Here is a 25,955-nt window from a genome sequence, read left to right on the forward strand (position 1 = left end):
TAGCCCCATATCTAACAATGTTTGTAATTTGAGAATCCTCAAAGATGGATGTATAAAAATTCATCGCTTCTTCTGCGTTGCCATCTTGAAACATTAAAAATGGTGTTACTTTTTCCATTTTTATCCACCTCCTAATTTTATGTAATAAATTTATTATAGTTGATTTTCTTGTTGAACTAAACTGCCCGTTTGTTCAAAAAGAAAAACAACGATATTCTAAATTGAACGATCGCTGTCCGAACCAGGTATTAATAATTTAAATAATTCCATACTTCTTTAATGCATAGTCAATTCCATCTTCACTTGATGGTTTAGTAACAAAGTCTGCAACATTTTTCAATTTTTCGTTTCCATTCCCCATTGCTATACCTAACCCTACTAATTCCAACATATCAATATCATTTTCGCCGTCACCAAATGCGATAGCTTGCGATTTATTGATACCAAAGAATTCTAAAGTTTTCATTATAGCTAAAGATTTTGAAACATCCTCCTGCAAAACATTTAACACATAAGGATGCCATCTTTTAAATGTTAGTTGTGGAAACTTTAGTTTATACTTCTCAACTGCTTCATCATTTGCAAACAAACACAATAAAAATATGTCTTCATTATGAATTAGATGATTAGTTTCAGGATACTCATCTAGAGACAAAGTTTCCTTTAAAGCTTTTAAGATTTCCTCCTCTGTTACGCCATTCATACTGAATCCTTCTGTATAGAATGACAAACCGTTATTCTCTAATTTGGCAAATTCCATAACTTCTTTAATAATACTTTTATTCATTGGTACTTTATGTATAACTTTCTGAATGTGCTTCACGTACCCACCATTTGCTGTTATAAATGTTTCTATACCTAATTCTTGCAGCTCATTACACATTGAAAGTGGTCTTCCTGTTGCAGCCACAACTTTCAGCCCTCTGCTTTTCAAAGTTTTTATAGCTTCAATTGTAGATATAGGAATACTGCCATCTTTGTGATTTGTAATAGTCCCATCAACATCGAAAAAAACAATTTTATAACTCATAAAGAACTCCCTTAATATAGTTCCAATAAAAGTAAATACTTTTCTAATATTCGACCTCCGAACAGAGAATCCTTCTTCAGCTAACCTGCCCCGTTTGTTTAATAACAAATTCAATAAAAAAGTGCGAGAATCCTACCTGAATCATCGCACCGGTTAGCTGAATAAGGTTTTAACAATAGTTGTAATTAGCATAAAACTTCCCACAAAGAAATAAAAGTAGCCCATTTCCTTAGGTTGGTTTTTATATTTAGCAATATCCAAACCTTGCAAAAAAAATAAAACAGACATTAATGTAAACATAATTGTAAGTAAATCTGTATTACTGAAAAAGCTATATAGGGATAGAATGAAACAAACTACTGCAATTAAAAGACGTAACCCAAAAAGCCCTTTAGATTTCATTATCCCCTCTCCTTTACTTTCATTAGGAATGATTAATTTGTTTTCAAATTATAATTCCATTTTTTGATATTTATACCTTTTCTTATTTAATATGTTGTTCCGAGGATTTTTCAGGAAAATTAATAACCTATTCTTTTTTCACTAGCCTGCCTCGTTTGTTCAAGAGGGTTCACTTTCTTGAACATTTTAATGCATTTATTAAGTCTATAATTCTATAACTTTGGCAATAATTCCACTTAGAAGCTATATAAGAGGAGGAATTCACTTGTTATTATCTGAAGCTTGGAATACGTACGAAGCAAATAAACGAATTGAGGGTTTCTCTCCTTATACACTAAAAGCCTATGGAATACAGGCTAGGCTGCTAACACGTTATTTCAATGATTCCAACATAATTACTTTAAATACACATAATCTCAAAGATTTTCTGGCGAAAACAGGGAAGAACTTAAAACCCTCAAGTTTGGCACACAGAATCCGATTCATGAAGTCATTGTTCCGGTGGTGCCACGAGGAAGGTCATATATCCTTTAATCCAGCTGCGAAGATAAAAGAACCAAAAAGCGGAAAGAGAATCCCCGAAGTTTCTAACCGAAAAGGAGATTGAATTTTTAAGGGAGGCTTGTACTAGCCCTATAGAGAAGGCCCTATTTGAATTTATGTTTTCTACAGGATGTAGGATAGGAGAGATTGCTTCACTTGATTCTCATTTCATTAATTGGTCTAATCGCTCAGTAATCGTTAGAGGAAAAGGAGATAAGGAAAGGGAGGTCTATTTTAATATAAGAGCTGAAATCTGGCTAAAGCGATACATAGAGGGACGTCTTGATAAGGATCCAGCCTTATTTGTAACAGAACGGAGTCCTCACAGAATGAGCATTGCCCAATTGAGATATGTGATCAAGCGAATATCAGGTCGTGCTCGTATCAACAAGGAAATTCATCCCCATCAACTTAGACACAGCTATGCCACCCACTTACTAAATAATGGAGCACCTGTTGAGGTAATCCAAAGTCTTTTGGGCCGTGAAAAAAGTGAAACCACTCGTATTTATGCTCAACTAAGTGGGAGGCTGAGACAGGAATTTTATCAAAAATTTTTCTAACTAAAATGAAATATCTTGCAACTTGTACTTTAATTTATATCCAACAGTTCTTTTTAGTTTTTACCCTGAATTAGCAGGAAACCCATAAAAAGCACAGAATATCCCTGTAATTCGTGTTAATAGAAGTTATGCCTGGTTCATGAAACAAATAAAAACCCCTAAACACTTTCTTGTCTGTTAAATCAAATCATGGCGTAATGAGAGCAGTATACAAATGATTCGGAAACAGCAAGGTAGACATACAAGTAAGCAAACGGTTAATTAAATTGCGCTTGTTGCTTCCAGAAGAATAATAGAAAATATTTATCAAAAAAAGACCTTTACTAAATGATTCGATAAAAGCTATGATTTTTTTCGGCTGGAAAATTGTTTGACCTTCATTATAAAAGAATATTAAGTATTGCTCAGCAGGAATTGTCAAAAAGAATGTACTGATTAGCTGATAAGCTATATTTCTCAGCAATCCCTTATCTTAAGTAACATCAAGAAATTAATATTCTTGTTTTATAGGGTCAAAATAATTGTCGTTATTAACTAAATTGTACATTTTCCTAATAGTTAATTCTGTTCCCTCTACCTGGACAATGTAATTATCAATTTCCTCTTTTAAATACAAATATTGATTCCCACCGTCAACTCTTGGCCCAGAAAGGGCTACAATATTATTATTTAATAGTTTTTGATACAAACTTTTTGAATTAGTGTTTAACTGTTTAGCCACAACCGATAAGGGTACATATGTTTTAAGAAAGCGTTTAAACTCTTGTTTTGTGGACTTAAATTCATTTGTCTCTCCTACCTCATATACCAAAAATCCTTTTTTCATCCAATCGGCAATATTTTCTCTTTTTACTCCAGTTATTTTTACCATTTCCCTTATAGTTGCATATTTATTGTCCTCTTCTGTACTCAATTTCAAAAAATAGTTACGAACCTCATCTCTTAAGAACCCTAGTTGATTTAAACCTTCTCCCTTGCCAAGTCTCATAGGCTTTATATCATTCTCTAAGATTCCTTTCACTAATTGTCCCAGTCCAGATTTTAAATTTCCAGCGATCTTAAGGGCTATTCTGAAAGTAATTAAATTATTTTTATTCAAATATAAAGCATTTGAAGGAACTTTTTTAAGTATTTCTTCTAAGAGCTCATATACGCTCTCTTTAGAATATCGATAGGAGTGATATCCATCAATTTTAGGCCCTCTTATAGCTTTAATAAACTCATATTTCCGGAGTTCATGCAACCTTCTATCAAACACATCAAGAAATTTACTTGTTTCTTTTGTAGAAAAAGTATCCTCTATTCTTTGTTTATATTTCTCAACGCTTATTTTTTCAACTAAAATTAACGAGGTATTACCCCTTTTCTTAATAAACCCTTTAAAAATCCCTTTGTTGACATATTTTTTAACAGTTTCTACTGGAATACCGTACAATTTCCATACGTCAGATGCAGAAAGATATTTTTTATTTAAACTCTTTGATGAAGCTTTTCTCAAAATAGCAATATATCCGCCGTCCCATCTATTTGCTAAGTACTCATCAAATTCATCAATTATAAACTTTGTGTTTTCAGTATCTAAATGTTTATACAAAGCGGTATAAAAATATCCAAAGCTGTTTTCAATTGAACTGTCATCTTCAAGCTTTAGTGCAGACTCTTGGATATCATCAACAAATTTTATAAAATTTATTGGCCAATTACTAAATATTTTGTATACGTTTGAAAACAGTTGATGTATTTCTTGATTACTTAATGATTTGCCAATATATTTATTTCTCAATTTCCATTTCTCATTTTTTGATAGGAACCAAGAGAAAAATACTAGCACTTCAAATAAATCAAAAAGGTTTAAATTTATAAGGGGATTTTGGTGCATTTGACCTAAATATTTTTTGCTTGATTTACTAAACAAAATGCTAATCGGGCTTTCCATAATTGTAATATCTTTAGATGGGATTTCAGATAAGAGTTGGCCACATAAACATTCTAAAACTTTTGAGCGAGACCAAGAAAGTTCCATTCCACATTTCGGACATCTATCAATAAGAATTGTTTGATGTTTTAAACAAGCTGAAACAGGCACCAAGTCCCAAGCTTTCCTATAATATGCAGTCTCTGCTAAACATTTTGGACAAATTTTTGTTTTCGTGGTATGTATGGCTTGACGTGGAATTGGTTGATTTCTGTATTGGAAAAAAGGTGAATTGGTATCATTGGAGGCAAACGTTAATTCCACCAAATCATCTAAAGAGCAGTTTATAAGTTCACTTAGTTTTTGCATATTATCATTTAAAGGATTCAATAAATTCCCATTTTTACTTCTCCCTTTTAAAATTTCCCACAAGTTTGACAAAAGATAGATATCACTTATCTTTTCGTAAAAATTTGCTTCAGTTAATCTTAATATGTATCCTGCCAAGCTTTCGTCGTCAAATGGCTTTGGAGTCATTAATAAACTTCTACACTTACTCATGTAACCAACCACCATCCTCTTCTATAAAGAATAACGCCTTAAAGAAATCCTTAAAGGCGTTACGTTTTGTCCAGATCATTCTAATTAATTGTGAAATTTGATTCTAAGTTATTATGAAAAGATTCTAACTAATTATGAATAATCACAATTACTGAACTTTCTCCAATAGCTTCCGTTCTTCCAGTACGAACAGGATTCCAAGCTCATAATGATCGCCTTCATATAAAGCCCTTTGCACAAAACGGATTTGCCCGTTTGTATCAATAACCTCAAGCTTGCAGTGAGCACGGTTTTTCTGAAGGGCTTCATAAAAGCTTTGTTCATCCCGCACGTTTACTCCATTAACCTTGGTAACCAGTTCACCCACCTGAAGCGCCATTTTATGTGCTGGGCTGTTTGGGATGATCCCCAAAATCATCAGGCCATGATTCTTTTTCGAAAAATAAAAAGGCAGATTTTCATCCTTCACTCTCTGGATCAATGCTAATAGTTCTCTTCCTATTACAGCAACCGAAACCGCCACTATGGATATAACAGGATACCAATACCCTGCAATAGATATGAGCAATGTGAGTACTCCCAAAGCTATAACTCTCTTACCCTGTGTTTGTACAGCTTCTTTTGGAAGCATCCCCTGTATCTGCTGATTGAAACCAATAGCAAAGGGAACTAAAAGAAGGGAAAATTTATGTTCACCAAGAGAGAAAACAGGCCACCAATCAAAAGGCAGATGAAGCACATTTCCTGGTATTAGCATAAATATTGGCAGAATCCAAAGGCGTTTAACCTCATGAACACCGACACGCTGCCCTCTCTTACTAGTTATTAGCTTAGGGGAAGTTCCATAGCTTCCATTTTTAAAAATAAGAATACCTTCAGCTATTAATAACAGAGCCAATATAATGGCCACAGAAGGATAAATAACCTTGTCCGCCTCAGCGAAAGACTTCGTAAAAACAGGAATATTCCATTTGTTTTCTGAGATAATTATTAAGGCAAAAAATGCTGTCCCTACTGCATAAGCAGGAGCCATTAGCCTTAGACTAGCTGTTAGATTTAAAAGAAGTGTAAATACAGCAATCAGTAATATTGCTGCAAATGGCACTGCAATTCCTGCTGCTAAAACTATAACCGATAAAACCAATCCTATTAATACTCCAAGAGGAAAAAGCTGTCTCAATTCAAAGTACGCATCAAACGCCCGAACATGAAAGTTCTTCCGTTCCCGTTTTACCCTAGCGGCTCCCAGTATTCCAGCAAAAACGATTAAATAATACAAAACGGGATGCAGAAACATTCTGCCTGTCCCTTTTACTATTTCTACAAGCCAATCCTGCAGCAATCCCGCCACCAACCTCTAACTTGAATTTTTAAAATAGCAGGCACTTTTGCCGGCTACTTCGCTTTATCTTATTCTATCAAAATGCTTTAATAAAACCTATTGATTGTTATAGAAAACAAAAAGAAAAAGCAGGAAAAACTCCTGCCTCTTCTAAAACTATTATTTTCTATTTGGATACAAGCTTCAAAGCTGTTTTCAGCTGAAGATCATTCTTCTCTTTTTTCATCTCGGCTCTGACTTCATCTTCAAGCTTTATAGCTGTTTTCGGGCCTATCTCTCCGGTAGGCTTAAGACCATTTTCCTGCTGGAACGCTTTAACTGCTTTTTCTGTTTCCACGCTAAAATAGCCATCGGTCCGGCCTGGTGCAAAACCAAGTCCCTTTAGAATTTGCTGGGCGTTTTTAACCTGTTCGTTATTCATATCCTGTTCAAGCTTTTTATCCACTTCAAGAGGGTGAGTATCAAAAATTTTTGGCTGTTGGACCTTTACTGTTGGTTCAATTCCCTTTTTATGAATCCAGTTTCCGTCCGGTGTTAGCCACTTAAATAATGTTAATTTAATATTGCTGCCGTCACCCATAGGGACTGCCTGCTGTACTGTTCCTTTACCGAAGGTTTTTTCCCCTACAAGCGGATAGTGCTCCGCTTCCTTTAGGGCACCCGCCAGGATTTCAGATGCAGACGCACTTCCTTGGTCTACCAGAACCGCGACCGGATAGGCCTTTTCTTTTTTCAGGGTAGTAAAATATCGGTCTTTTTGACCATTCCTTTTTTCAATTTGCACCATTGGCTTTTCATCTGTTACCAGTTCGCGCATTATTTCTTCAACACTTGAAAGAAGGCCACCAGGGTTGCCTCGAACATCGAGCACAAGCCCTTTAATATCTTCATCCTCAAGCTTTCCTAACTGTTTTTTGAAATCAGCAGATGTGTTCTCCGAAAATGAAGTAATTTGGATATAACCGATTTTCTTTCCATTCACTTCTTTAATTTTAGAATGAACGGTTTCCAATGGAATCTCATCCCTTTTAACACTGATTCCGATGGGATTAGTTACACTTTTACGTTTTATTTCAAGCTTTACTGAAGTACCTTTCTTACCCCGGATTTTTAATGTTGCCTGGGTAAGATCGAGGCCATCAAGGCTCTGCCCGTCCACCTTTAAAATTTCATCATTAGGCTTTAAGCCTGCTTTTTCAGCGGGTGAATTTTTAAATGGGGAAATAATAACAATCTTTCCATCCACCTTACCCACCTCCGCTCCAATTCCTTCAAAGGTAGAATCTAGTGCCTGGTTAAATTGATTGGCAGTTTCTTTATCCATATAAACGGAATAAGGATCCTTCAGTGTAGCGAGCATTCCCTGGATAGCTCCTTCTGTCAGCTGTTCACGGTCAACCTTTTCAACGTACCTGCTTAAGATGAGTTCATATGCCTGAGTTACTTTATCAAGATTTTCCGTATCTGTCTGCTTACTTTGTGGCAGCTTATCGCTTTGTACAACAGCATTATTTAATGCAGTTGCCTCTGTCTCCGTCCACTTTATCCCTGCGTAGGTTCCACCTGCACCTGCCAGCATGGAACCTGTCATCATCAGGGTAATCCATTTTCGACTCATTCTCCATCCTCCTTTTTAAACTCCTGTTTAAATAATAAAAAGCATCAGCCGAAAAATGCGATGCCTGGTTACTAACATATATGTAAAAAGGGGACGAGTTATGAGAACTTTCATCTTTTGTATCTTTCTGGAAATCTTAATTTATAGTTTTTTATTTTGATAAACTTGGGTAAATAAAAAAGGAAGAAGCAAATGCTTCTTCCTGAGGTTACCTATCAAATTGGAACAATCCCAACTGGGTTGATTGCATTAGATTTTGCGGCGTTCCATTCGCCTCTGTGAAGTTCAAAGTGCAAGTGCTTGCCTGTTGAATCTCCGGTATTACCCATTATACCAATTTGCTGGCCCTTAGAAACTGAGCCGCCATTTACTAAACGGGCTTGCAAATGAGCATACAGTGTAGTATATTGCTGACCATCAATATAGTGAGAGATTAAGATACAATTACCATAGCTGCTGGAAAGGTATGATTTGATAACAACTCCATCAGCTGCTGCAAATACCGGTACATTTGGAGCACTATTACCAAAGTCAATGCCAAAATGCATTCTTCCCCAACGGCCCCCAAAGCCTGATGTAAGAACACCAATGGTTGGCTTCGTAAAAGCACCGCTAGATATTGGGGCTGAAGCAACTGGAGCTGAAGCAACTGGCGCTGCTGGTGCTGGATCAGATGATTCGCTGCTGCTGGCGCTGTTGCTGCTGCTATGATGGCTCCTAGCCGCTGCTGCTGCCTCAGCAGCTTTTCTTGCAGCTTCTTCTGCAGCTTTTTTAGCAGCTGCTTCTGCTGCTGCACGCTGGGCTGCTTTTTGCTGTTCTAATTGAATGGCTTGCTGGACAGCTACTTTCTGAGCAGCAAGAATCGAGCTTTCTTCTTCCATGCCAAGCTTTTCATTTTCTGCTTCATGTTGTTGTTTTTCTAAGCTTGCTACCAGACGGTTCTGTTCATCTACCTGACCGTTCAGCTTCTGTTTAAGTGTTTGGAGTCCACTTACCATTTTTTGCAGGCTGGCAAGATCACTTTTAACCTGATCAGTTTTCTTTTCTACTTCAGCCTTATCGCGTTCGTGCTGCTCTACAATGCCACGGTCAGCTTCAATCAGCGATGCAACCGCATTTGCACGATCCACAAAATCACTAAAGTTTTGAGATCCCATTAAAACATCAAGATAATTAACCACCCCGCCGTTTTCCTGATAATTACGGGCCCGGTCCTTTAACAATTCATTTCTTTTTTTTATGCGGTCCTGCAATATTGCAATTTCGCCATTAAGCTTTACAATTTGAGCTTTAGTCTCAGCAATTTTATTTGTTTTTTCGGTTATTTTATCACTGGTATCAGCAATTGCCAGTCCGAGCTTTTCAATTTGTTTTTCAGCATCGTCCTGTTGATTTTGCAATCTGCTAATCTCTTCATTCTTTTCATTGATACCCTTAGCTACATCTGATTGTTTATTTTCAATTTGTCTTTGTTGCTCTTTAAGTGATCCTGAGGCTGCCTCTGTCTTTAGTGAATAGCCTCCAAATAAACTCCCTATACTTACCGTTGCCGCAACGGTAAGTGTCATTAATGATTTTCTCAATTTCCGATTTCTCCTTTCCACTGTAAGCCTATGTATAGGTAAATCGTTTCTTTATTGATAAATTCAAACTTTTTATGGTGAAAATAAGTCTAATTTATTACATCTGGTGGGCTGGATTAACCAACCCTCCAGATAAATAGATAATTTGCTAGACTCTAAGGAATTTCCTAACGGACATTAAGCTTCCCCATACCCCAATGATGGCACCCATTAAAACAAGCAGACCTGAAACCTGATATATAAATGGCTCAAATGGAATTAACTGCATGAAGTTGCCTTTTAATTTTGGCTCTAGGTAATCATAAGCGTAATAGTATGCTGTAGAAACTAGTATAATTGGCAAGATGGCGCCTAAAATTCCAAGCCAAAGCCCTTCGAGAAAGAACGGCCAGCGGATAAAGGAGTTGGTTGCCCCTACAAGTTTCATAATGCGTATTTCCCTTCTTCTCGCTACAATCGTGATTTTAATTGTATTGGAGATAAGGAATACTGCTGTCAGCAGCAATCCAACAATTAAAGCAAGACCCACATTCCGGCTCGCCCCAATAAACTTGAAGAGCTTTTCAACCTGGCCTTTTCCATATTTAACTTTGTAAGCATAATTCATTTTTTCAATTTGGTTTGCCACAAACACGGTGTCTGTCGGTTTTTTCGTTTTTACGATAAATACATCGTTTAACGGATTGTCCTGTTCAAAAAGCTTAAACGTTTTTCCTTCATCCCCAAGACTCTTAATCAAATTCTTTAATTCTTGTTCTTTAGATGAAAACTTGACGCTTTTAACTTCCGGAATTTGCTCAATCTGATTCTGTAATTTCTGCTGATCTGCTTTATTTGCAGCAACATCGATGTGAACGCGAATTTCCACGTCCTCCTCAATGGTTTGTGCCACTTTGTTGAGATTCATCATAATAACGAAAAAGACGCCGACTAATATTAAGGTAACGGTGACCGCTCCAACAGAAGCAAATGTCATCCATCCATTCCTGCTAATGCTTTTAAAACTTTCACGTGCGTGACGGCCGAGAGTTCTAACCTTCATAACCGTAATCACCTCGCTGCTCATCACGTACAATCTTTCCTGATTCAATGGCAATAACCCTGTGCTTATTTGTGTTTACGATTTCACGGTTATGTGTTGCCATGACTACTGTTGTACCGCGTGTATTTATTTCTTCAAAGATGTTCATAATTTCCCAAGATGTTTCAGGATCGAGGTTTCCTGTTGGCTCATCTGCAATAACCACTTTTGGGGAGTTAACAATTGATCGAGCAATTGAAACCCTTTGCTGTTCCCCTCCTGAAAGTTCAGTCGGCATCATTCTGGCCTTGTGTTTTAAGTTTACAAGGTCGAGAACCTCCATAACCCGCTTTTTGATATACTTCGGATTTTCCTCTATTACTTCAAGTGCAAAAGCTACGTTCTCATAAACCGTCAGCATTGGCAGAAGCTTATAGTCCTGGAAAACCACACCGATATTGCGGCGGAAGAGCGGAACCTTTTTCATTTTAAGCCTTGCTATATTGACACCATTCACTAAAATAACGCCAGAAGTTGGAACCTCCTCGCGGTACATCATTTTAATGAAGGTAGACTTACCTGCTCCACTTGGCCCTACTACATATACAAATTCGCCCTGATCAATTTGGACGTTAATACCATTAATGGCGGTTACACCATTAGGGTACTTCTTCATTACTTCTTGCATTTCTATCATTTATAATCACCTGAGGTTTGTATTACCTAAAAAGGTTTCATTTTGTTTGGATAGAAATTTCCCAATTGACAAAATGTGTGTTTTTTCGCACAAACCCATTATATCATCTTAATCTATCAAAAAGTGGGTTAAAAATATTACAGTTTCTTTTCAAAAACAGTAATATAGACCTACTTTCAACTAATCCATTATTAATAAATCACCATTTTCTATATATAAATAGTATTTTCACTTGGAAAATCCATTATCTTGTTGGATACACTTTAAAAACTATTATTCTGGTATGTAATGAAAAAATGACAAAATAAATCTTTATTATATGGCGGAAAAATGACGAAAAATACTTAACAATTTTCAGAATAATCATTTGACAAATGAGTAAATAATCAATTATACTTTATCTTGAATTAAATAATCTCAAATTCAAGATAACTATAGGAGGAATATAAAATGACAAAAACAAAATGGACTGTGGACCCGACTCACAGCAGCGTTGATTTTTCCGTTCGCCACATGATGATCGCCAATGTAAAGGGTGCTTTCCATCAATTTGAGGCTCAAGTTGAAGCTGATCCTCAAGATCTTACAACAGCTGATATCACTTTTACTGTCGATCTATCAAGTGTTGATACTCGCAATGCAGATCGCGATAACCATTTAAAATCAGGGGATTTCTTTAATGTTGAACAAAATCCAAACATGACATTTAAGTCCACCTCAATTGAAAAGACTGATGAAGGCGAATACGATGTAACTGGTGATTTAACACTCAATGGAGTGACAAAACAAGAAACTTTCAAAGTAACTTTTGAAGGCCAGGGGAAAGATCCATGGGGTAATGAAAAAGCAGGCTTCAGCGGAGAAGGAACTGTGAACCGCAGTGATTATGCCTTAACATACAATGCAGCACTTGAAACTGGCGGCGTGTTAATCGGAGACAAAATCAAAGTTTCTCTTCAAATTGAAGCATCAAGAGCTGAATAATTTTTTTGTATTAAACACAGGGGCTGCGGTTCCTGTGTTTTTTATTTGAGTTGCATAAAATGAGAGGGAATCCGCTCCCTTTCCGCGGACGAACTCGCAAGCCTCCTCGCTCGTGCCTGTTTAAGTAAAATACTAACTTTTTTTATCAGATTAATATTCCGTATTTTCACATCGCCTTCTATCCTACTAACAATAAAAAACGCCCTATACAAAAGTACAGAACGTTTTTAATAAATCATTATTTTTTCTTGGAGAGCCAGTCTGCAACCTTTTCTAGTTCGTCGCCCTGGATTAGGCCTGCAGGCATTCCACCGCGCCCTTTTTGAATGGTTGTTTTAATTTGATCTTTTGATAAACGTGAGCCTACATCAGCTAATTTAGGTCCCATTCCGCCTTGAAGGTTTTCACCATGGCAGCTGGAGCATTTTTGAGAGAAAATTTTGGCTGGGTCTCCAGCGGAGGCACTTTCTTTTCCTCCCTTATCATCACTTCCGCCTCCACCGCATGCAGCAAGCGCAAGAACAAGTGAAGTTCCCATAAACAATGCAGCTAATTTTTTCTTCACTAATTATTTCCCCCTTTCTAAAGGTGAATTTCTAGATAATTATACCAATCCTACGCTTTTTTGAAACCCTCACCAAGCACCTCGGAGGCATCCATAACTACGATAAAGGCAGATGGGTCAAGGGTTTTTACCAGTTGTTTCAATTTTGTGAACTCCGTCTGATCAACTACGCACATCAGTACAGGCCGTTCATTATCGGTGAAACCACCGTATGCAGATAGTTTAGTCACACCACGGTCGATTTTATTCAAAATACCTTCACGGACTTCTTCCTGCTTGTTGGTAATAATCATAGCCATTTTAGAGCGCCCAAATCCAACCTGAACAGCATCTATTGTCTTGCTTGTTACATAAAGAGCAATTAGTGCGTACAATCCCCTTTCAATATCGAAAACAATTGCAGCAAGTAATACAATAAAACCATCTATTAAAACAACACAGGTACCGAGCGTTAATCCAGTGTATTTATTGATGACTTGCGCCGCCAAGTCTGTTCCGCCTGTCGATGCTCTTCCACGAAATACAATCCCCAACCCTAGTCCGACACCTATTCCGCCAAATAATGCTCCAAGCAAAGGCTGATGTGTCCAAGGTTCAATTCCACTTGAAAGAAATACAACTGCAGGGAGAAAAATAGTTCCTACGAGTGTTTTTACCCCAAATTGCTTCCCCAGAAATATAACACCTGCAATAAATAATGGAATGTTAAATGCCCATTGCACATATGCAGGCTCCCATCCTAATGTGGCGTGAAGAATGGTACTTATACCACTAACTCCGCCCGAAGCAATTTTATTTGGAAGCAGAAACGAGTTAAAGGCCAGGGCCACAATAGCTGATCCAATAAGTACATAAATATATTCAAGAATGACTTCGACCCGGGAATCAGCCGGAAGAACCGCTTTTCGTCTCATTTTTAAACTCTCCTATTTCCTTCATATTATATGTTGTCCGAAATAACCGAAAGTGAGTATAGCACGGCATGTAACTGCTGTAAATGCCATTCAACTAATGCTTTAAAGGGGTAAAAGTATATATTTGTGTCTAATTTTTGAAGCAAAGTGTGAACGATTTTAGACACCACCTTATATATATAAAAAATCAGTTCTTCACCTTCTGGGGCTTAAATGTCCTGCGGCGTGCGGATGCCCCGCATGTTGAAAAAGATATGATGGAAAAAATGTTTGGTATGATGATGCCTAAAGGCATCAATGAGCTGCCGCTTTCTAAAATGAACATGGGCCGCATGGGAGCAAAAATGATCAATCAAGTCATGCACAGAAAAAATGTGGACGATATAACGACTTTAATGAGAAACGCTATGGATGCCGAAGTGAAAATTGTCGCTTGTTCCATGTCCATGGATATTATGGGCATTAAACCGGAGGAACTGATCGATGGAGTTGATATTGGGGGTGTCGCATCCTATTTGGGAGACGCTGAGGAATCAGGTTTAAACCTCTTTATTTAATCGTGTAGGCCGCCCTCGGACGGCTTTTTACATATAAAACAATAATTTGGCGGAAAACCCTTAAAAATATTTAATTTTCGTATGACATATAGCGACAAAGAGAAGTTTTCAAGATATAGTATTTTCACCTAGAATTGTAGGTATTTTTTAACGAAATACAGGGATTCGCCTGGAATAACCGCCATCTTTCGGCACATACAGCGAGCGGCTTTGCGGAATTTGTTGGAAATTTTATTGTTTATTTTTGTGTGAATGGCGGTATTATCTAGGTATAAAATAAATAAAGATTATAACGTCCCAGCCAGTGTTAACACCATCGACTTAAATTCAATTATTAATCGAAATTTTAATAGAAGGGGTGTTTTCTCATGAAAATTAAAGCGGGATCTTGGAAAATGCTAAGCGCCCAGGACAAGCAGTTTATCCTAAAGGTGCTTTGCGAACGATCAAAAAAATACAAAAAAAGTGCATAAATTAATAGCCTTTGCCGAAATGGCAAAGGCCTTATTTTTTACTCTTCTTCTTTATAAGCGAGTTTAGAGCGCAGATAGGCATTGATAAAGACATCAATGTCGCCGTCCATTACTGCCTGAAGGTTGCCGACTTCAGTATTGGTACGGTGGTCTTTTACCATGGAGTAAGGGTGGAATACATAGGAACGGATCTGACTTCCCCATCCGATTTCCTTTTGCTCGCCACGAATTTCGGCAAGCTTCTTTTCCTTTTCCTCGATTTCACGCTGATAAAGCTTAGCTTTCAGCATTTTCATTGCTGTTTCACGGTTTTTAATTTGAGAACGCTCAGTCTGACAGCTTACTACAACCCCAGTCGGCATATGTGTTATCCTGACAGCAGAATCAGTTGTGTTAATGTGCTGACCGCCGGCACCAGTGGCGCGGTACGTATCAATTTTTAAATCCTCAGTGCGGATGTCAATTTCAATATCATCATTTAGCTCCGGCATAACCTCGCAGGAAACGAAGGAGGTATGGCGGCGGCCAGAGGAGTCAAATGGTGAAATCCTAACCAAACGGTGTACGCCTTTTTCCGCCTTTAGGTAACCATAGGCGTTATGGCCTTTAAAGGAAAGTGTAACACTCTTGATTCCTGCTTCATCACCTGGAAGATAGTCAAGGGTCTCTACTTTAAAGCCTCTCTTCTCACCCCAGCGTGTGTACATGCGCAAAAGCATGGAACCCCAGTCCTGGGACTCCGTTCCGCCTGCACCTGGGTGAAGTTCAAGGATGGCATTGTTTCTATCATATTCCCCGCTAAGGAGAAGATTCAGTTCGAATTGATTTAAGCGTTCGGTTAACTGTGCAAGTTCGGTTTCAAGCTCTTCCTGCAGCTCCGCATCGCTTTCTTCTTTTACCAGTTCATAGGTGAGTTCGATGTTCTCGTATGTTTCATATAAATCTTTAAACTCAACTACCTGGTCCTTTAAGCTGTTTGATTCGCTGATAACAGTCTGTGCAGCCTGCTGGTCATTCCAAAAATCAGGCTGGAGCATGATATCATCTAACTCAGCTATTCTGGCTTCCTTATTTTCGAGGTCAAAGAGACCCCCTAAAGTCCGCTAAAATTTTAGCTGATTTTTCAAGTTCATTACGTATTTGTGCTAATTCCATTTCTAAGTCACCTCTATAAAGATTTCTGTATCACAGTTTATTCGATCGGTTTTAATTGTTCCTCATCTATTATAACGGTTTGGGGCGGATAAATTCAAAACATCGTAAGAAATTGGTGTACTGGCACAGGTAATAGACGAACAGTTTTCGAACTTCTCTTGAAAGCCAAACTGGTTGGCGGGCACTCTTATTCCAAATTCAGCACAAATCATGAGTCGGCGGATAAGTTTATCGATTTGGCGGATAAACCACAAAACTTGGCGGATAAGTTGCTCGGTTCGGCGGAAAAACAAAATTTTTTGTAACACTGACCAACAAATGGCTGCTTTCCTTTACATCAAAACGAAAAGAGAGCCGGACGGAGCCGGTCTCTCCTTAATTCATCTATTACTCATATTTCCCGTGGCAGTTTTTGTACTTTTTGCCGCTGCCGCAGTGACAAGGGGCATTTCGGCCAATATCAATAGATTTCACTTTCGGCTTCTGTTTTACTTCGCCGTCTTCCTTAGGATTTACTGCGTGTCCCTGGGCAACCTCCTGGCGCTCAAGGTTGTTCTGGATTTCCGCTTTCATAATATAGCGGGCTGCATCTTCTTCAATTGCAGCGATCATAGCTTCAAACATCGCGAAGCCTTCATGCTGGTACTCACGAAGAGGATCAATCTGACCGTATGCACGCAGGTGGATACCTTCACGCAGTTGGTCCATCGCATCGATATGGTCCATCCACTTTGTATCAACCGCACGAAGTACGATAACTTTTTCAAATTCACGCATTTGTTCAGAAGAAAGGACTTCTTCTTTTTCATCGTAGCGCTCTTTAATTTTTGCGAAAATCAACTCAGCCATTTCTTCAGGATATTTACCCTTCAGGTCCTCAACAGTTATGTCACCTTCATGAAGAAGATTTGCATTTACATAATTGATAAGTCCCTCAAGATCCCAAACCTCTTCATCTTCATTCTGAGGAGTATGAGCATCAATTGCATACTTAAGCGTTCTTTTGATCATGCCTTCAACAATATCACGAAGGTCTTCAGACTCAAGAACCTCGTTACGCTGTCCGTAAATAATTTCACGCTGCTGGCGAAGAACATCGTCATACTGCAGGAGCTGCTTACGGGCATCAAAGTTATTGCCCTCAACACGTTTTTGAGCAGACTCAACGGCACGTGAAACCATTTTACTTTGAATTGGCTGGGTGTCGTCCATGCCAAGGCGCTGCATCATTGTTTTCATATTATCAGAGCCGAATCGGCGCATCAGTTCATCTTCCATAGACAAGTAGAATTGGGTTACCCCTGGATCTCCCTGACGACCGGAACGTCCACGAAGCTGGTTGTCGATACGGCGTGATTCATGACGCTCTGTACCAAGAACAGCAAGACCGCCAAGATCAATTACACCTTCGCCCAGTTTGATATCCGTACCACGGCCGGCCATGTTGGTTGCAATGGTCACTGATCCCTTTTGGCCTGCTTCGGCAATGATTTCTGCTTCACGGAAATGGTTTTTCGCATTCAATACATTATGGCGAATACCTTTTTTCTGCAAATAATTTGAAATCAATTCAGATGTTTCAATAGCCACAGTACCTACAAGGACCGGCTGGCCTTTTTGATTGCGCTCAGCAATATCCTCAACAACCGCTCTGAACTTACCGTCCATGGAAGCATAAATTAAATCCGGACGGTCATCACGAATAATCGGTCTGTTTGTCGGAATCACAATAACGTTCATATTGTAAATGTTACGGAATTCTTCTTCTTCCGTTTTCGCTGTACCAGTCATACCGGAAAGCTTTTCATACATACGGAAGTAGTTCTGGAAGGTAATGGTTGCAAGAGTCATACTCTCGTTTTGTACTTCTAGACCTTCTTTCGCTTCGATCGCTTGGTGCAGACCTTCACTGTAGCGGCGGCCCTTCATCAGACGGCCAGTGAACTGGTCAACGATCACAATTTCGCCATCCTGAACAACATAGTCAATATCCAGGTGCATGCTGACATTTGCCTTCAGCGCCTGGTTGATATGGTGATTCAGGGCAACATGCGACATGTCGAACAGGTTTTCAATCCCAAAAGCACGCTCTGATTTGCTGATTCCTTCTTCTGTCAGCATAACGCCTTTTGTTTTTTCATCATAAGTGTAATCAGTGTCTTTTTTCAGGGTGCGAACAAATGCGTTCGCCTGCATATAAAGAGCTGTTGATTTTTGAGCTGTACCCGAAATAATCAATGGAGTACGCGCTTCGTCAATCAAAATGGAGTCAACCTCGTCAATTACCGCAAAGAAAAGCGGGCGCTGTACCTTTTGTTCCTTATATACGACCATGTTGTCGCGCAAGTAATCGAAGCCGAGCTCATTGTTTGTACTATAGGTAATGTCGCAGGCATAAGCTTCCTGCTTTTCTTCTTTATCCATACTGTTTAAATTCAATCCGACACTTAAACCAAGGAAATTGTAAAGCTCGCCCATTTCCGTCGCGTCACGGCTGGCAAGGTATTCGTTGACTGTTACAACGTGAACACCTTTACCGGAAATGGCATTTAAGTAAACCGGCATGGTCGCTGTCAGCGTTTTACCTTCACCTGTTTTCATTTCAGAAATATTACCTTCGTGGAGAGAAATACCCCCCATAAGCTGAACGTGGTAAGGATACAATCCAAGTACACGTTTTGCTGCTTCACGGACAACCGCAAAAGCTTCAACAAGAAGGTCATCGAGGGTTTCGCCCTTTTGGTAGCGTTCTTTGAATTCCACTGTTTTTTCACAAAGCTGCTCGTCCGTCATTTTTTCCATATCGCCAGCAAGCTCTTCAATCTGATCAGCGAGCTTGGATAGCTTCTTTATTTCACGTTTATTTAAGTCAAACACTTTATTTAAAATTCCAAGCATGAACTTACGCTCCTTTAAATCGAAATAGAAAGTTCCAGTTGCCCTAAAAGAAAAAGATTCGCTCTATGACGGCAGAATCCTTCCTTAAACATTCGTCAATTTCTCTTATACATCTTACCACTTCCTCCATGGAGTGACAACTTATGTTAGACGGGTCAAGCCTTAGTACTCTCTGCTTTACATAAATTTAACTTTATCTTTTTCAAAATGGCTCAGTTAAAGTTGCCTGTTGATTTCCGCTCCCGGCGCTCGCTTTCCGCGGGCGATCCGGGAGCCTCTTCGGCGTTTTGCGCCTGCGGGGTCTCCCATGGCCCGCTTTTCCCGCTGGAGTCTCGCACCTTCCGCTCCAATGACATAGTAGAAAAACGACAATATGCTTTAACACAACCGTTTTAAAAGAAACCACTTTTTCCATTTTATTAACAATTAACCACCCAGATTGTTAAAAAAGATTCACAACTCTTTCTTTGGCAATTATAAGCACCTGCTAATGTCAACTGCTTCGACTAATATCCTTAATAACAAATGCCGACTATCCATGTTGGCATTTGCCTTTGACTGTTCCATTATTGTCAAAAATTGCAGTAGTATCCCATCCCCTCCTGAATATCTTTTTGATAGTGAACTTACACACTCCACGATTCATGAAAGAAGGTGTGTGACAATTGTATGAAATTCATTTATTTTGTATAAATATAAATTTTATACACTTTAACACTATAGAAAAGATGTTAACTAAGTCCTTTATTTTTCAACATTTACGTGTTGTTTTTAGGGGGAAACTTGGATTTTTTCCAAGGGGAAATTATTCACAAATTGTACATTGGAAAAAGCGCCATCAATATTAGATACTACCTTTAGAGAGGTTAAAATGGAAAAAAAAGTAGATTGAATCCAAAACAGAAAGGGTGAGCATCGTGGCCTTTTGGGGGAGAAAGAAAAATAGAGATATAGATACAGAGACCCGAGAAAACAGAAAAAAAACAGGCCTTATACGCAGACTCTGGCGAACCGTCATAAATATAGATTGGAAAAACCCGGTCAACCGCTGGAAGCTGCTATTTGCAGGGCTGGTAGGGGCCATTGTCATTTTCGGCGGAGGATACGGAGTCCTTTCCTTTACCAACTCACCAACGTTTTGCTCCAGCTGCCATGAAATGCAGCCGGAATACACCAGTTTTACAGCAAGCGCACACAATCAAATCAGCTGCGTGCAGTGCCATATCAAGCCCGGATTCACAAACATGATCACGCACAAGATGAAATCGATGAAAGAGGTTTACTACCATGTTACCGGGGTGCCTAACCAAATTGTCCAGACAGAGGAAGAAGTGGTTTCCAATCAAAACTGTCTGCAGTGCCACTCCAAGAATCGCCTTGTAACCGCATCAGGTGACTTGAAGGTAAACCATAAAGGACATATCGAGAAAAACATCCCTTGTGTCACATGCCACGCTGGTGTCGTTCACGCTAAAATGGCATCCCGGGGTATAAATGTTGATCAGGTTCGTGGCAAGTGGACAGCTGAATCTGCTCAAAAGTTAATGGAAAAGAAATACCTTGCACCAAATATGGGAACCTGTATCGACTGTCATGACAAGGTTAACAAAGGTGAAAAGCCTTGGAAAGATGTTGCCTATATTGTTCCTCCAAATCCTGAGGAAAGTGAAAAAACCGAAGCTAAAGGAACAGCTGAAGTAGCTACCACTGAAGCTGTCCAGACCGAGGCAACAGATACTGAAGCTGTACAAGCGGATCACGATGAAAAAACTCAGGGTATTATCCTTCAGGCTATCGGAAAACAAAAATCCGATGTAAAAATATCCATGGAATGCGGAACCTGCCATAAAAAATTAAAGGTCCCACAATCTCATAAAACAGGTGATTGGAATCACAATCACGGTGGTACAGCCATTAAGAGCCTTAACACATGTATGAACTGCCACCAGGATTCCAAGTGGGTAAGAGAAATTCCAAAAGAAGATATTATCTCCCTTCTCAATATGAGAACATCAAAAATCAAATACACACCTAATCTTACAGTTGTTAAGGATCAATCACGCATTAATAAATTCTGTAGCGCCTGCCATAGCAAACGTCCTCCAGGACATATGCAGAGCGATAAATGGCTGACAGCTCACGCAAGTCACGCAAAAACAGATGGAGATAAAGCCCAATGTTTTGTCTGTCATGATCGTGAAAAGCCAGTTGTGAATCCAGCAACAGGAGCGAAAGCACCAACAGATGTTTATTGCCAATTCTGCCACAGAACCGGATTTAAAATGGATAAAAAAGACTAGACTGCAAATGTCTTGAAACAGGAGGGTATTTAAAATGGATGAAGAGCAGAAAAACCTGCCGTCCCCTCCCCGCTTTCGATATAAACTGATTAAAATTTTGACTCTTACTGTGTTATTTCTGGCCCTGTTCTTCGTAATCGGATTTACAGGGCTGGAAGCAACATCAAGCTCGAAGTTCTGCTCATCCTGCCATGAGATGAAACCGGAGTTCTATACTTGGAAAGCATCCACGCACAGCGAAGTCGATTGCGTTAATTGCCATATCGAACCGGGAGCCAAAAACCTGGCAAAAGATAAAGCAAATGGTCTTCTCCAGGCTTTCAAAAAAGCAACTAACACTTATTCAGCACCTATCCAGATGCCCAAGGACATACCAAATTCCACTTGTGAAAGATGTCACAATATCGGAACCCGAGATGTTACTCCGTCCGGGGACCTTATCATTCCCCATGATAAACATCTAGCAAAGGATATTAAATGTATCCAGTGCCACAGTGGTGTAGCCCATGGCAAAATAGCACAGCGGAACGTTACCTTTAAAACTGATTATGACAAATGGGATGACACTCTCGGTAAATCAATGATGAGTGATGTCAAATTTACCAGTCCCAAAATGGAAACATGCATGGAATGTCACGAAGCACGTGGTATTTCTACCAAGTGTACTACATGCCATACAACAGGAATGGTTCCAAAATCTCATAAGCAAAAGAATTTTAAATATAAAAACCATGGCAGTCTCGCCAAAAAGGATGTTAAACAGTGCAACAGCTGCCATCAGTACATGTCAGATAAGGATATACCCGTCATGGAAGAAGTCCCCGCTTCTGAGCAATTCTTAGGGACGGGAACAGTAAAGAAAACTCCAAATAACGTTCAGGAATACACAAAAGAAAATACATTTTGCAAAGCCTGTCATACCAAGCGTCCTCCCAGCCATGGCAAAAGTTTTGTCAGCCGGCATGGAGGATTAGCCAAACAAAGCACAAAAAAATGCCTGACGTGCCATGATTATCAAAAAACAGGCTTTAATAAAACAAATAATGTTACCTGTAGCAGCTGCCATCCTGCAAGTCATGAGGATAAAGACTTCAGAGCCACCCATCCTATCTTGCTGCCGCAGGGACAAAAGCCAGTTGAAATGTGCTACACCTGCCATAACAGGCAAAAATGTGAATCATGCCATAAACAATAATGTCCCATTAGAAAAGGAGGGCTATTATGGAAAGCCAGGTACAGATTAACCTACAAGAAGAAGCATCAAGCACAGAGAAAAATAAAAAACCAAAGAAACAAAAAAAGAACCGCTTCAAATGTTGGCAATCTCTTATACTCTTGGTTGCAACCTTGGCAATCAGCCTCTCTGCTGGTTATTATTTCAGCAATAAATATCTATGGAATAAGAATGCAGACCAGATTGAAAAACAACTTGATTATTATAAAATGCAGGTAAACGAAAAGCCGAATGATCCAACATTGAGAGTCCAGTTGGGATACACCTACTTCCTTAAAGGTGATACCGACAGCGCTATCAAGGAATACCAAACAGCCAAAAGCCTTGATAAAAACTTCTATGAAGCTTATCTGAATTTAAGTATTGCTTATGATAAAGAAAAACGTACAGATGATGCTCTGCAAATGGCAGCCAAAGCAGTTAAACTCTCCCCTAGAGATTATAAAAGTCACTTATTATTAGGACGAAGCTACAGAAAATTAAAGATGTATAAAGAAGCAACAAAATCGTTGGAAGAGGCTGCTCGCCTAAAACCTGGAAATACGGATGTGGTTTATGAAGTGGGGATGACAGCTGAAGCTCAAGGAAAGAAAAAGGAAGCAGAAAAGATCTATAAAGAAACCCTGACTTATGACCCTACTTTTAAACCGGCAATAACGGCACTAGATCGACTTAACGGAAAAGACAATTAGAAAGGAGATGGAAACCCATGAAGAAAAAAACTACTTATATATGGATGGGCACCATTGTAACTTTGACTGCGGTACTCTTCACCGTCATCTACTTTTTCCATCTTCAGGATAACGCAATTAAAGTTGCAAGCACTGTTAAAGGCGGCCCCCCTGCTCTCGGCTATTTTATCCAGGGTGATTTAAGTACTCCTTTGGAAAAACCAATGGACGTTTCAAAGATCGGACAGTTCCTTTATGTTACAGATACAAATCACAAACAAATTCAAGTATTTGATACTTCAGGAACCCCTATTTTTAAATTTGGCAAGCAAGGAACAGGCCAGGGCGAATTCCAGTTTCCTTATGGTATTGACGGAGATAAAAAAGGCAATGTGTATGTTGCCGATCTTTACAACGGAAAAATTTCAATCTTTACTTCTAAAGGCAAATTTATTAAATATTTTACCGACGAATCTACAAAGGCGGACTTTTTAAAGTCCCCTGGCGGTTTACGTATTTACAAAAATAGTCTTTATGTAACCGATATCCAGTCAAACAGAGTAATGAAATACGATTTAAACAGTGGAAAAAAACTAATGGATTTAACATCTGCAACTTCCAAGGATGACATCTTGAACGCGCCCAATGCTGTCACAATAGATAGTGAAAACAATATTTATGTCTCCGATACTGGAAATCAGCGACTAGTTATTTACGATAAATCGGGAAAATTCCTCCGAATTATAAATGGTTCTACAGATGGAAAAGGAGATTCCAAGTTTGTTAATCCACGAGGAATTGGTGTTAAATCAGACGGTACCCTGCTAATGGTAGATAACATGACTCACTTTGTTTATGGCTTTGATAAAAACGGCAAACAGGTCTTCCAATTCGGTGGTTTAGGCAGCGATAAAGAGCAATTTTATCTTCCAAACGGTTTATTTGTAGATGATAAAGGTGAAGTTTTCATCACTGATACCGTTAACCAAAGGATTGCCCTTTATTACTAATATATTTTTTAAATATAGGGAGGTGATGCCTAAAGAAAGGGAGGTTTTAAAGCTTTGCAGATATAAAAAAAGAGAGAAGTAACAGGGAGGTTTTTGAAAATGAGTAAGATAAAAATGAGTTTCTCACTTATCATTGCATTTTTCTTGGTGGGAATCCTCAGCACTGCTGCATTTGCGAAAGATCCTTATGGATTAAAGCCCGTACAAAATGGTCTTGGCCTTGATGTTCCCTTTACAGGAAACTCAGCAGATGCTTCTGATATCGCAGGCAGATCTTTTGATTTAGTCTTAAAAGATGGTGCAACAACTGTTAGTACAACTGCGGCAACACTTGATGCCACTAAAAAAGGGAAAGTTGCCTATGCTGCGGGTGTTTTAACACCTGGTAAAGATTATGTTGTAGAACTATACCATTCAGACGATACTGCCCATGCAACATTACTATCGAAGTCAACTGCATTGGTTAGTGACGCACATAACACAAATATGTTTCAAACACCTGATACTCATGTTGACTTAGATGGAAGTGGTCTTAAAAACGCTAACCAAACAGGTTTTAACAATACAAGAAAACAAAGATCCGGACAAAAAGTTCACGGTTTCTATCAAAATAATACAAACTCCTGTGCTAGCTGTCACCAAACACATACAGGTGCTGACAATAACCTATTATTCAAAGATGGAGCATACAGCACATGTTCCGCTTGCCACGACGGTACAACAGGCGCATATAACTCATTTGCTCCGGTTTCAGAAGAAAATGCACATAGCATTGCTGGTACATTCAACGTTCAAACTGCTAACCACAATGGCTCCCTCCATACAGCCGATGGATCTTTGAAAGTTAGTGCTGCTCCTGGTGGTAACACTGGTGCTACAGATACTAATAAACAATGGGGGCAAGAATTTGACTGTGCAAGCTGTCACGCAGCACACGGTAACGGCTCTGCTGGTGCATCCGGTGAGAACAACCTGAACATTGACCCATTAGGCTGGGGCGGTGTTGTATACGTTAAAGGATCAACTGACAAAGATATACTAAACGGTAAATTATTCAAAGATCTTACAATTCAAACCACTGTTCCAACCACACAAGATACACCATATATCCTTGTTAAATCTACTTTGGCTGACCAAGCAGCTGTAGATGCAAACTTCTTCTATAAACGTGCAATTGGAACAGTAACTGGTCCTGTTGATGTTATCCAGACATATAGATGGGATGGTTCAAAATATGTAGCTGATTATTCTCTATGGCTTCAAGAAAAAGGCTATCCTTATAAAGCAGATACTATCCTTTACAATGGTACAACTGATATTACAAGAGCAGCAGGAATGACGGTTGTCTGGCGCGATGGTTTCGCTTATGGAACTCAAATAGCAAATGTTACAAAAGCAACTATCTCAATCGGTGTAGATGTTGAAACAACTGACGACATTGCATCGTTATTTGATAGTGCAAATAGCAAATTCATTAAAGATAGCGGTACTCAAATGAGCAAATATTGCTCTGCTTGTCATACTGACTATCTATCTGCAACACGTACAAACAACACTGGTGTTTATTCACAAGCACACCGTCACCAAACTGGTACAGATGCTTTAACATGCGTACGCTGCCACTTCGGGCACGGAACTGAAGCCCAAATCATGAAAACTGCCAATGATAAGACTTATTACGATTTAACAACTGAAGGAACTACTCCAATGACTCCAACAGCTGCAATTGACTACTTAAAAGATCCAAACCCATCTTCTGCTCTTAAACGTTACACCGGTATGGCTGTATGTTATGCCTGTCACGGCCAAGGCGAACAATTCTTGAGCAACCAAAATAACGTAGATCATCCTCTAGGTGGTCAACCTGGAGCAACAAGAACTGAAACTCCTTCACATTAATAAAAAAAGCCAACAAATAG

19 protein-coding genes and 2 pseudogenes are annotated in these 25,955 nt (G+C 39.0%); 8 read left to right on the forward strand and 13 right to left on the reverse strand.

Annotated features, from left to right (window positions below):
* The 3 genes from G8761_RS04745 to G8761_RS04755 all read right to left on the reverse strand — a co-directional run.
* The coding region (locus G8761_RS04745) for a VOC family protein (protein ID WP_207789115.1) at positions 1–118 on the reverse strand (118 nt) is incomplete at its 3' end.
* A 138-nt stretch (positions 119–256) separates the two neighbouring features.
* Positions 257–1,030, reverse strand: coding sequence for a Cof-type HAD-IIB family hydrolase (locus tag G8761_RS04750; RefSeq protein ID WP_166024209.1), 774 nt, complete (start codon positions 1,028–1,030; stop codon positions 257–259).
* Positions 1,031–1,183: 153 nt separating this feature from the next.
* Entirely contained in the window at positions 1,184–1,432 is a 249-nt protein-coding gene (locus G8761_RS04755) for a hypothetical protein (protein ID WP_166024212.1), read from the reverse strand.
* Positions 1,433–1,697: 265 nt separating this feature from the next.
* On the opposite strand from G8761_RS04755, the pseudogene G8761_RS04760 reads away from it, so the two are divergent.
* Positions 1,698–2,538 (forward strand): annotated as a pseudogene (locus G8761_RS04760) (tyrosine-type recombinase/integrase).
* A gap of 490 nt (positions 2,539–3,028) precedes the next feature.
* Here G8761_RS04760 and G8761_RS04765 read toward each other — a convergent pair.
* From G8761_RS04765 to ftsE, 6 genes are all read right to left on the reverse strand, one after another.
* On the reverse strand, positions 3,029–5,014 hold the full coding sequence (locus G8761_RS04765) for a TniQ family protein (RefSeq protein WP_166024213.1): 1,986 nt from the start codon (positions 5,012–5,014) through the stop codon (positions 3,029–3,031).
* A 148-nt stretch (positions 5,015–5,162) separates the two neighbouring features.
* Entirely contained in the window at positions 5,163–6,356 is a 1,194-nt protein-coding gene (locus G8761_RS04770) for a PDZ domain-containing protein (RefSeq protein WP_166024215.1), read from the reverse strand.
* A gap of 166 nt (positions 6,357–6,522) precedes the next feature.
* Complete coding sequence (locus G8761_RS04775) at positions 6,523–7,974, reverse strand: S41 family peptidase (RefSeq protein ID WP_166024217.1); 1,452 nt, start codon at positions 7,972–7,974, stop codon at positions 6,523–6,525.
* A gap of 215 nt (positions 7,975–8,189) precedes the next feature.
* The gene (locus G8761_RS04780) at positions 8,190–9,557 is read right to left on the reverse strand and encodes a murein hydrolase activator EnvC family protein (RefSeq protein ID WP_166024219.1); all 1,368 of its coding nucleotides are present in this window, start codon (positions 9,555–9,557) and stop codon (positions 8,190–8,192) included.
* A 148-nt stretch (positions 9,558–9,705) separates the two neighbouring features.
* Positions 9,706–10,599: a permease-like cell division protein FtsX gene (gene ftsX, locus G8761_RS04785; protein WP_166024221.1), complete on the reverse strand. Its 894-nt coding sequence runs from the start codon at positions 10,597–10,599 to the stop codon at positions 9,706–9,708.
* The gene (ftsE, locus tag G8761_RS04790) at positions 10,589–11,275 is read right to left on the reverse strand and encodes a cell division ATP-binding protein FtsE (RefSeq protein ID WP_166024223.1); all 687 of its coding nucleotides are present in this window, start codon (positions 11,273–11,275) and stop codon (positions 10,589–10,591) included. Before ftsE ends, ftsX begins: the two co-directional genes overlap by 11 nt.
* Positions 11,276–11,725: 450 nt before the next feature.
* Here ftsE and G8761_RS04795 point away from each other — a divergent pair, with 450 nt between their 5' ends.
* On the forward strand, positions 11,726–12,259 hold the full coding sequence (locus G8761_RS04795) for a YceI family protein (protein WP_166024225.1): 534 nt from the start codon (positions 11,726–11,728) through the stop codon (positions 12,257–12,259).
* A gap of 238 nt (positions 12,260–12,497) precedes the next feature.
* Here the strand turns inward: G8761_RS04795 and cccB are convergent, their stop codons facing one another.
* Together cccB and G8761_RS04805 are read right to left on the reverse strand one after the other, a co-directional pair.
* Positions 12,498–12,824 carry a cytochrome c551 gene (gene cccB, locus G8761_RS04800; protein ID WP_166024226.1) on the reverse strand — a complete coding sequence of 109 codons (327 nt, stop codon included), beginning with the start codon at positions 12,822–12,824 and terminating at the stop codon, positions 12,498–12,500.
* A gap of 50 nt (positions 12,825–12,874) precedes the next feature.
* Positions 12,875–13,738 carry a YitT family protein gene (locus G8761_RS04805; protein ID WP_166024228.1) on the reverse strand — a complete coding sequence of 288 codons (864 nt, stop codon included), beginning with the start codon at positions 13,736–13,738 and terminating at the stop codon, positions 12,875–12,877.
* Positions 13,739–13,929: 191 nt separating this feature from the next.
* On the opposite strand from G8761_RS04805, the pseudogene G8761_RS04810 reads away from it, so the two are divergent.
* A pseudogene (locus G8761_RS04810) lies at positions 13,930–14,295 on the forward strand (DsrE/DsrF/DrsH-like family protein); the annotation flags it as partial.
* 511 nt (positions 14,296–14,806) lie between these two features.
* On the opposite strand, the gene prfB reads toward G8761_RS04810, so the two are convergent.
* Both prfB and secA read right to left on the reverse strand, forming a co-directional pair.
* Positions 14,807–15,923, reverse strand: a protein-coding gene (prfB, locus tag G8761_RS04815; protein WP_166024232.1) for a peptide chain release factor 2 whose coding sequence is annotated in 2 segments (ribosomal slippage) — positions 14,807–15,850 and positions 15,852–15,923 — 1,116 coding nt in all. Because the reading frame shifts where the segments join, the coding sequence is not laid out codon by codon here.
* A 387-nt stretch (positions 15,924–16,310) separates the two neighbouring features.
* Positions 16,311–18,821, reverse strand: a complete 2,511-nt coding sequence (gene secA, locus G8761_RS04820; RefSeq protein WP_166024234.1) for a preprotein translocase subunit SecA — start codon at positions 18,819–18,821, stop codon at positions 16,311–16,313.
* Positions 18,822–19,738: 917 nt separating this feature from the next.
* Between secA and G8761_RS04825 the strand changes: the two genes are divergently transcribed.
* The 5 genes from G8761_RS04825 to G8761_RS04845 all read left to right on the forward strand — a co-directional run bounded on the left by G8761_RS04825 (position 19,739) and on the right by G8761_RS04845 (position 25,935).
* Entirely contained in the window at positions 19,739–21,121 is a 1,383-nt protein-coding gene (locus G8761_RS04825; RefSeq protein ID WP_166024236.1) for a NapC/NirT family cytochrome c, read from the forward strand.
* 34 nt (positions 21,122–21,155) lie between these two features.
* Entirely contained in the window at positions 21,156–22,316 is a 1,161-nt protein-coding gene (locus G8761_RS04830) for a cytochrome c3 family protein (protein ID WP_166024238.1), read from the forward strand.
* A gap of 26 nt (positions 22,317–22,342) precedes the next feature.
* On the forward strand, positions 22,343–23,047 hold the full coding sequence (locus tag G8761_RS04835; protein WP_166024240.1) for a tetratricopeptide repeat protein: 705 nt from the start codon (positions 22,343–22,345) through the stop codon (positions 23,045–23,047).
* A 17-nt stretch (positions 23,048–23,064) separates the two neighbouring features.
* Complete coding sequence (locus tag G8761_RS04840; protein ID WP_166024242.1) at positions 23,065–24,036, forward strand: 6-bladed beta-propeller; 972 nt, start codon at positions 23,065–23,067, stop codon at positions 24,034–24,036.
* Positions 24,037–24,135: 99 nt separating this feature from the next.
* The gene (locus G8761_RS04845; RefSeq protein ID WP_166024245.1) at positions 24,136–25,935 is read left to right on the forward strand and encodes a cytochrome c3 family protein; all 1,800 of its coding nucleotides are present in this window, start codon (positions 24,136–24,138) and stop codon (positions 25,933–25,935) included.
* The last annotated feature ends 20 nt before the right edge of the window (positions 25,936–25,955 follow it).

The sequence above is a fragment of the Neobacillus terrae genome, from assembly GCF_011393025.1.
In the GTDB taxonomy this organism is placed as follows: Bacteria; Bacillota; Bacilli; order Bacillales; family Cytobacillaceae; genus Neobacillus_A; species Neobacillus_A terrae.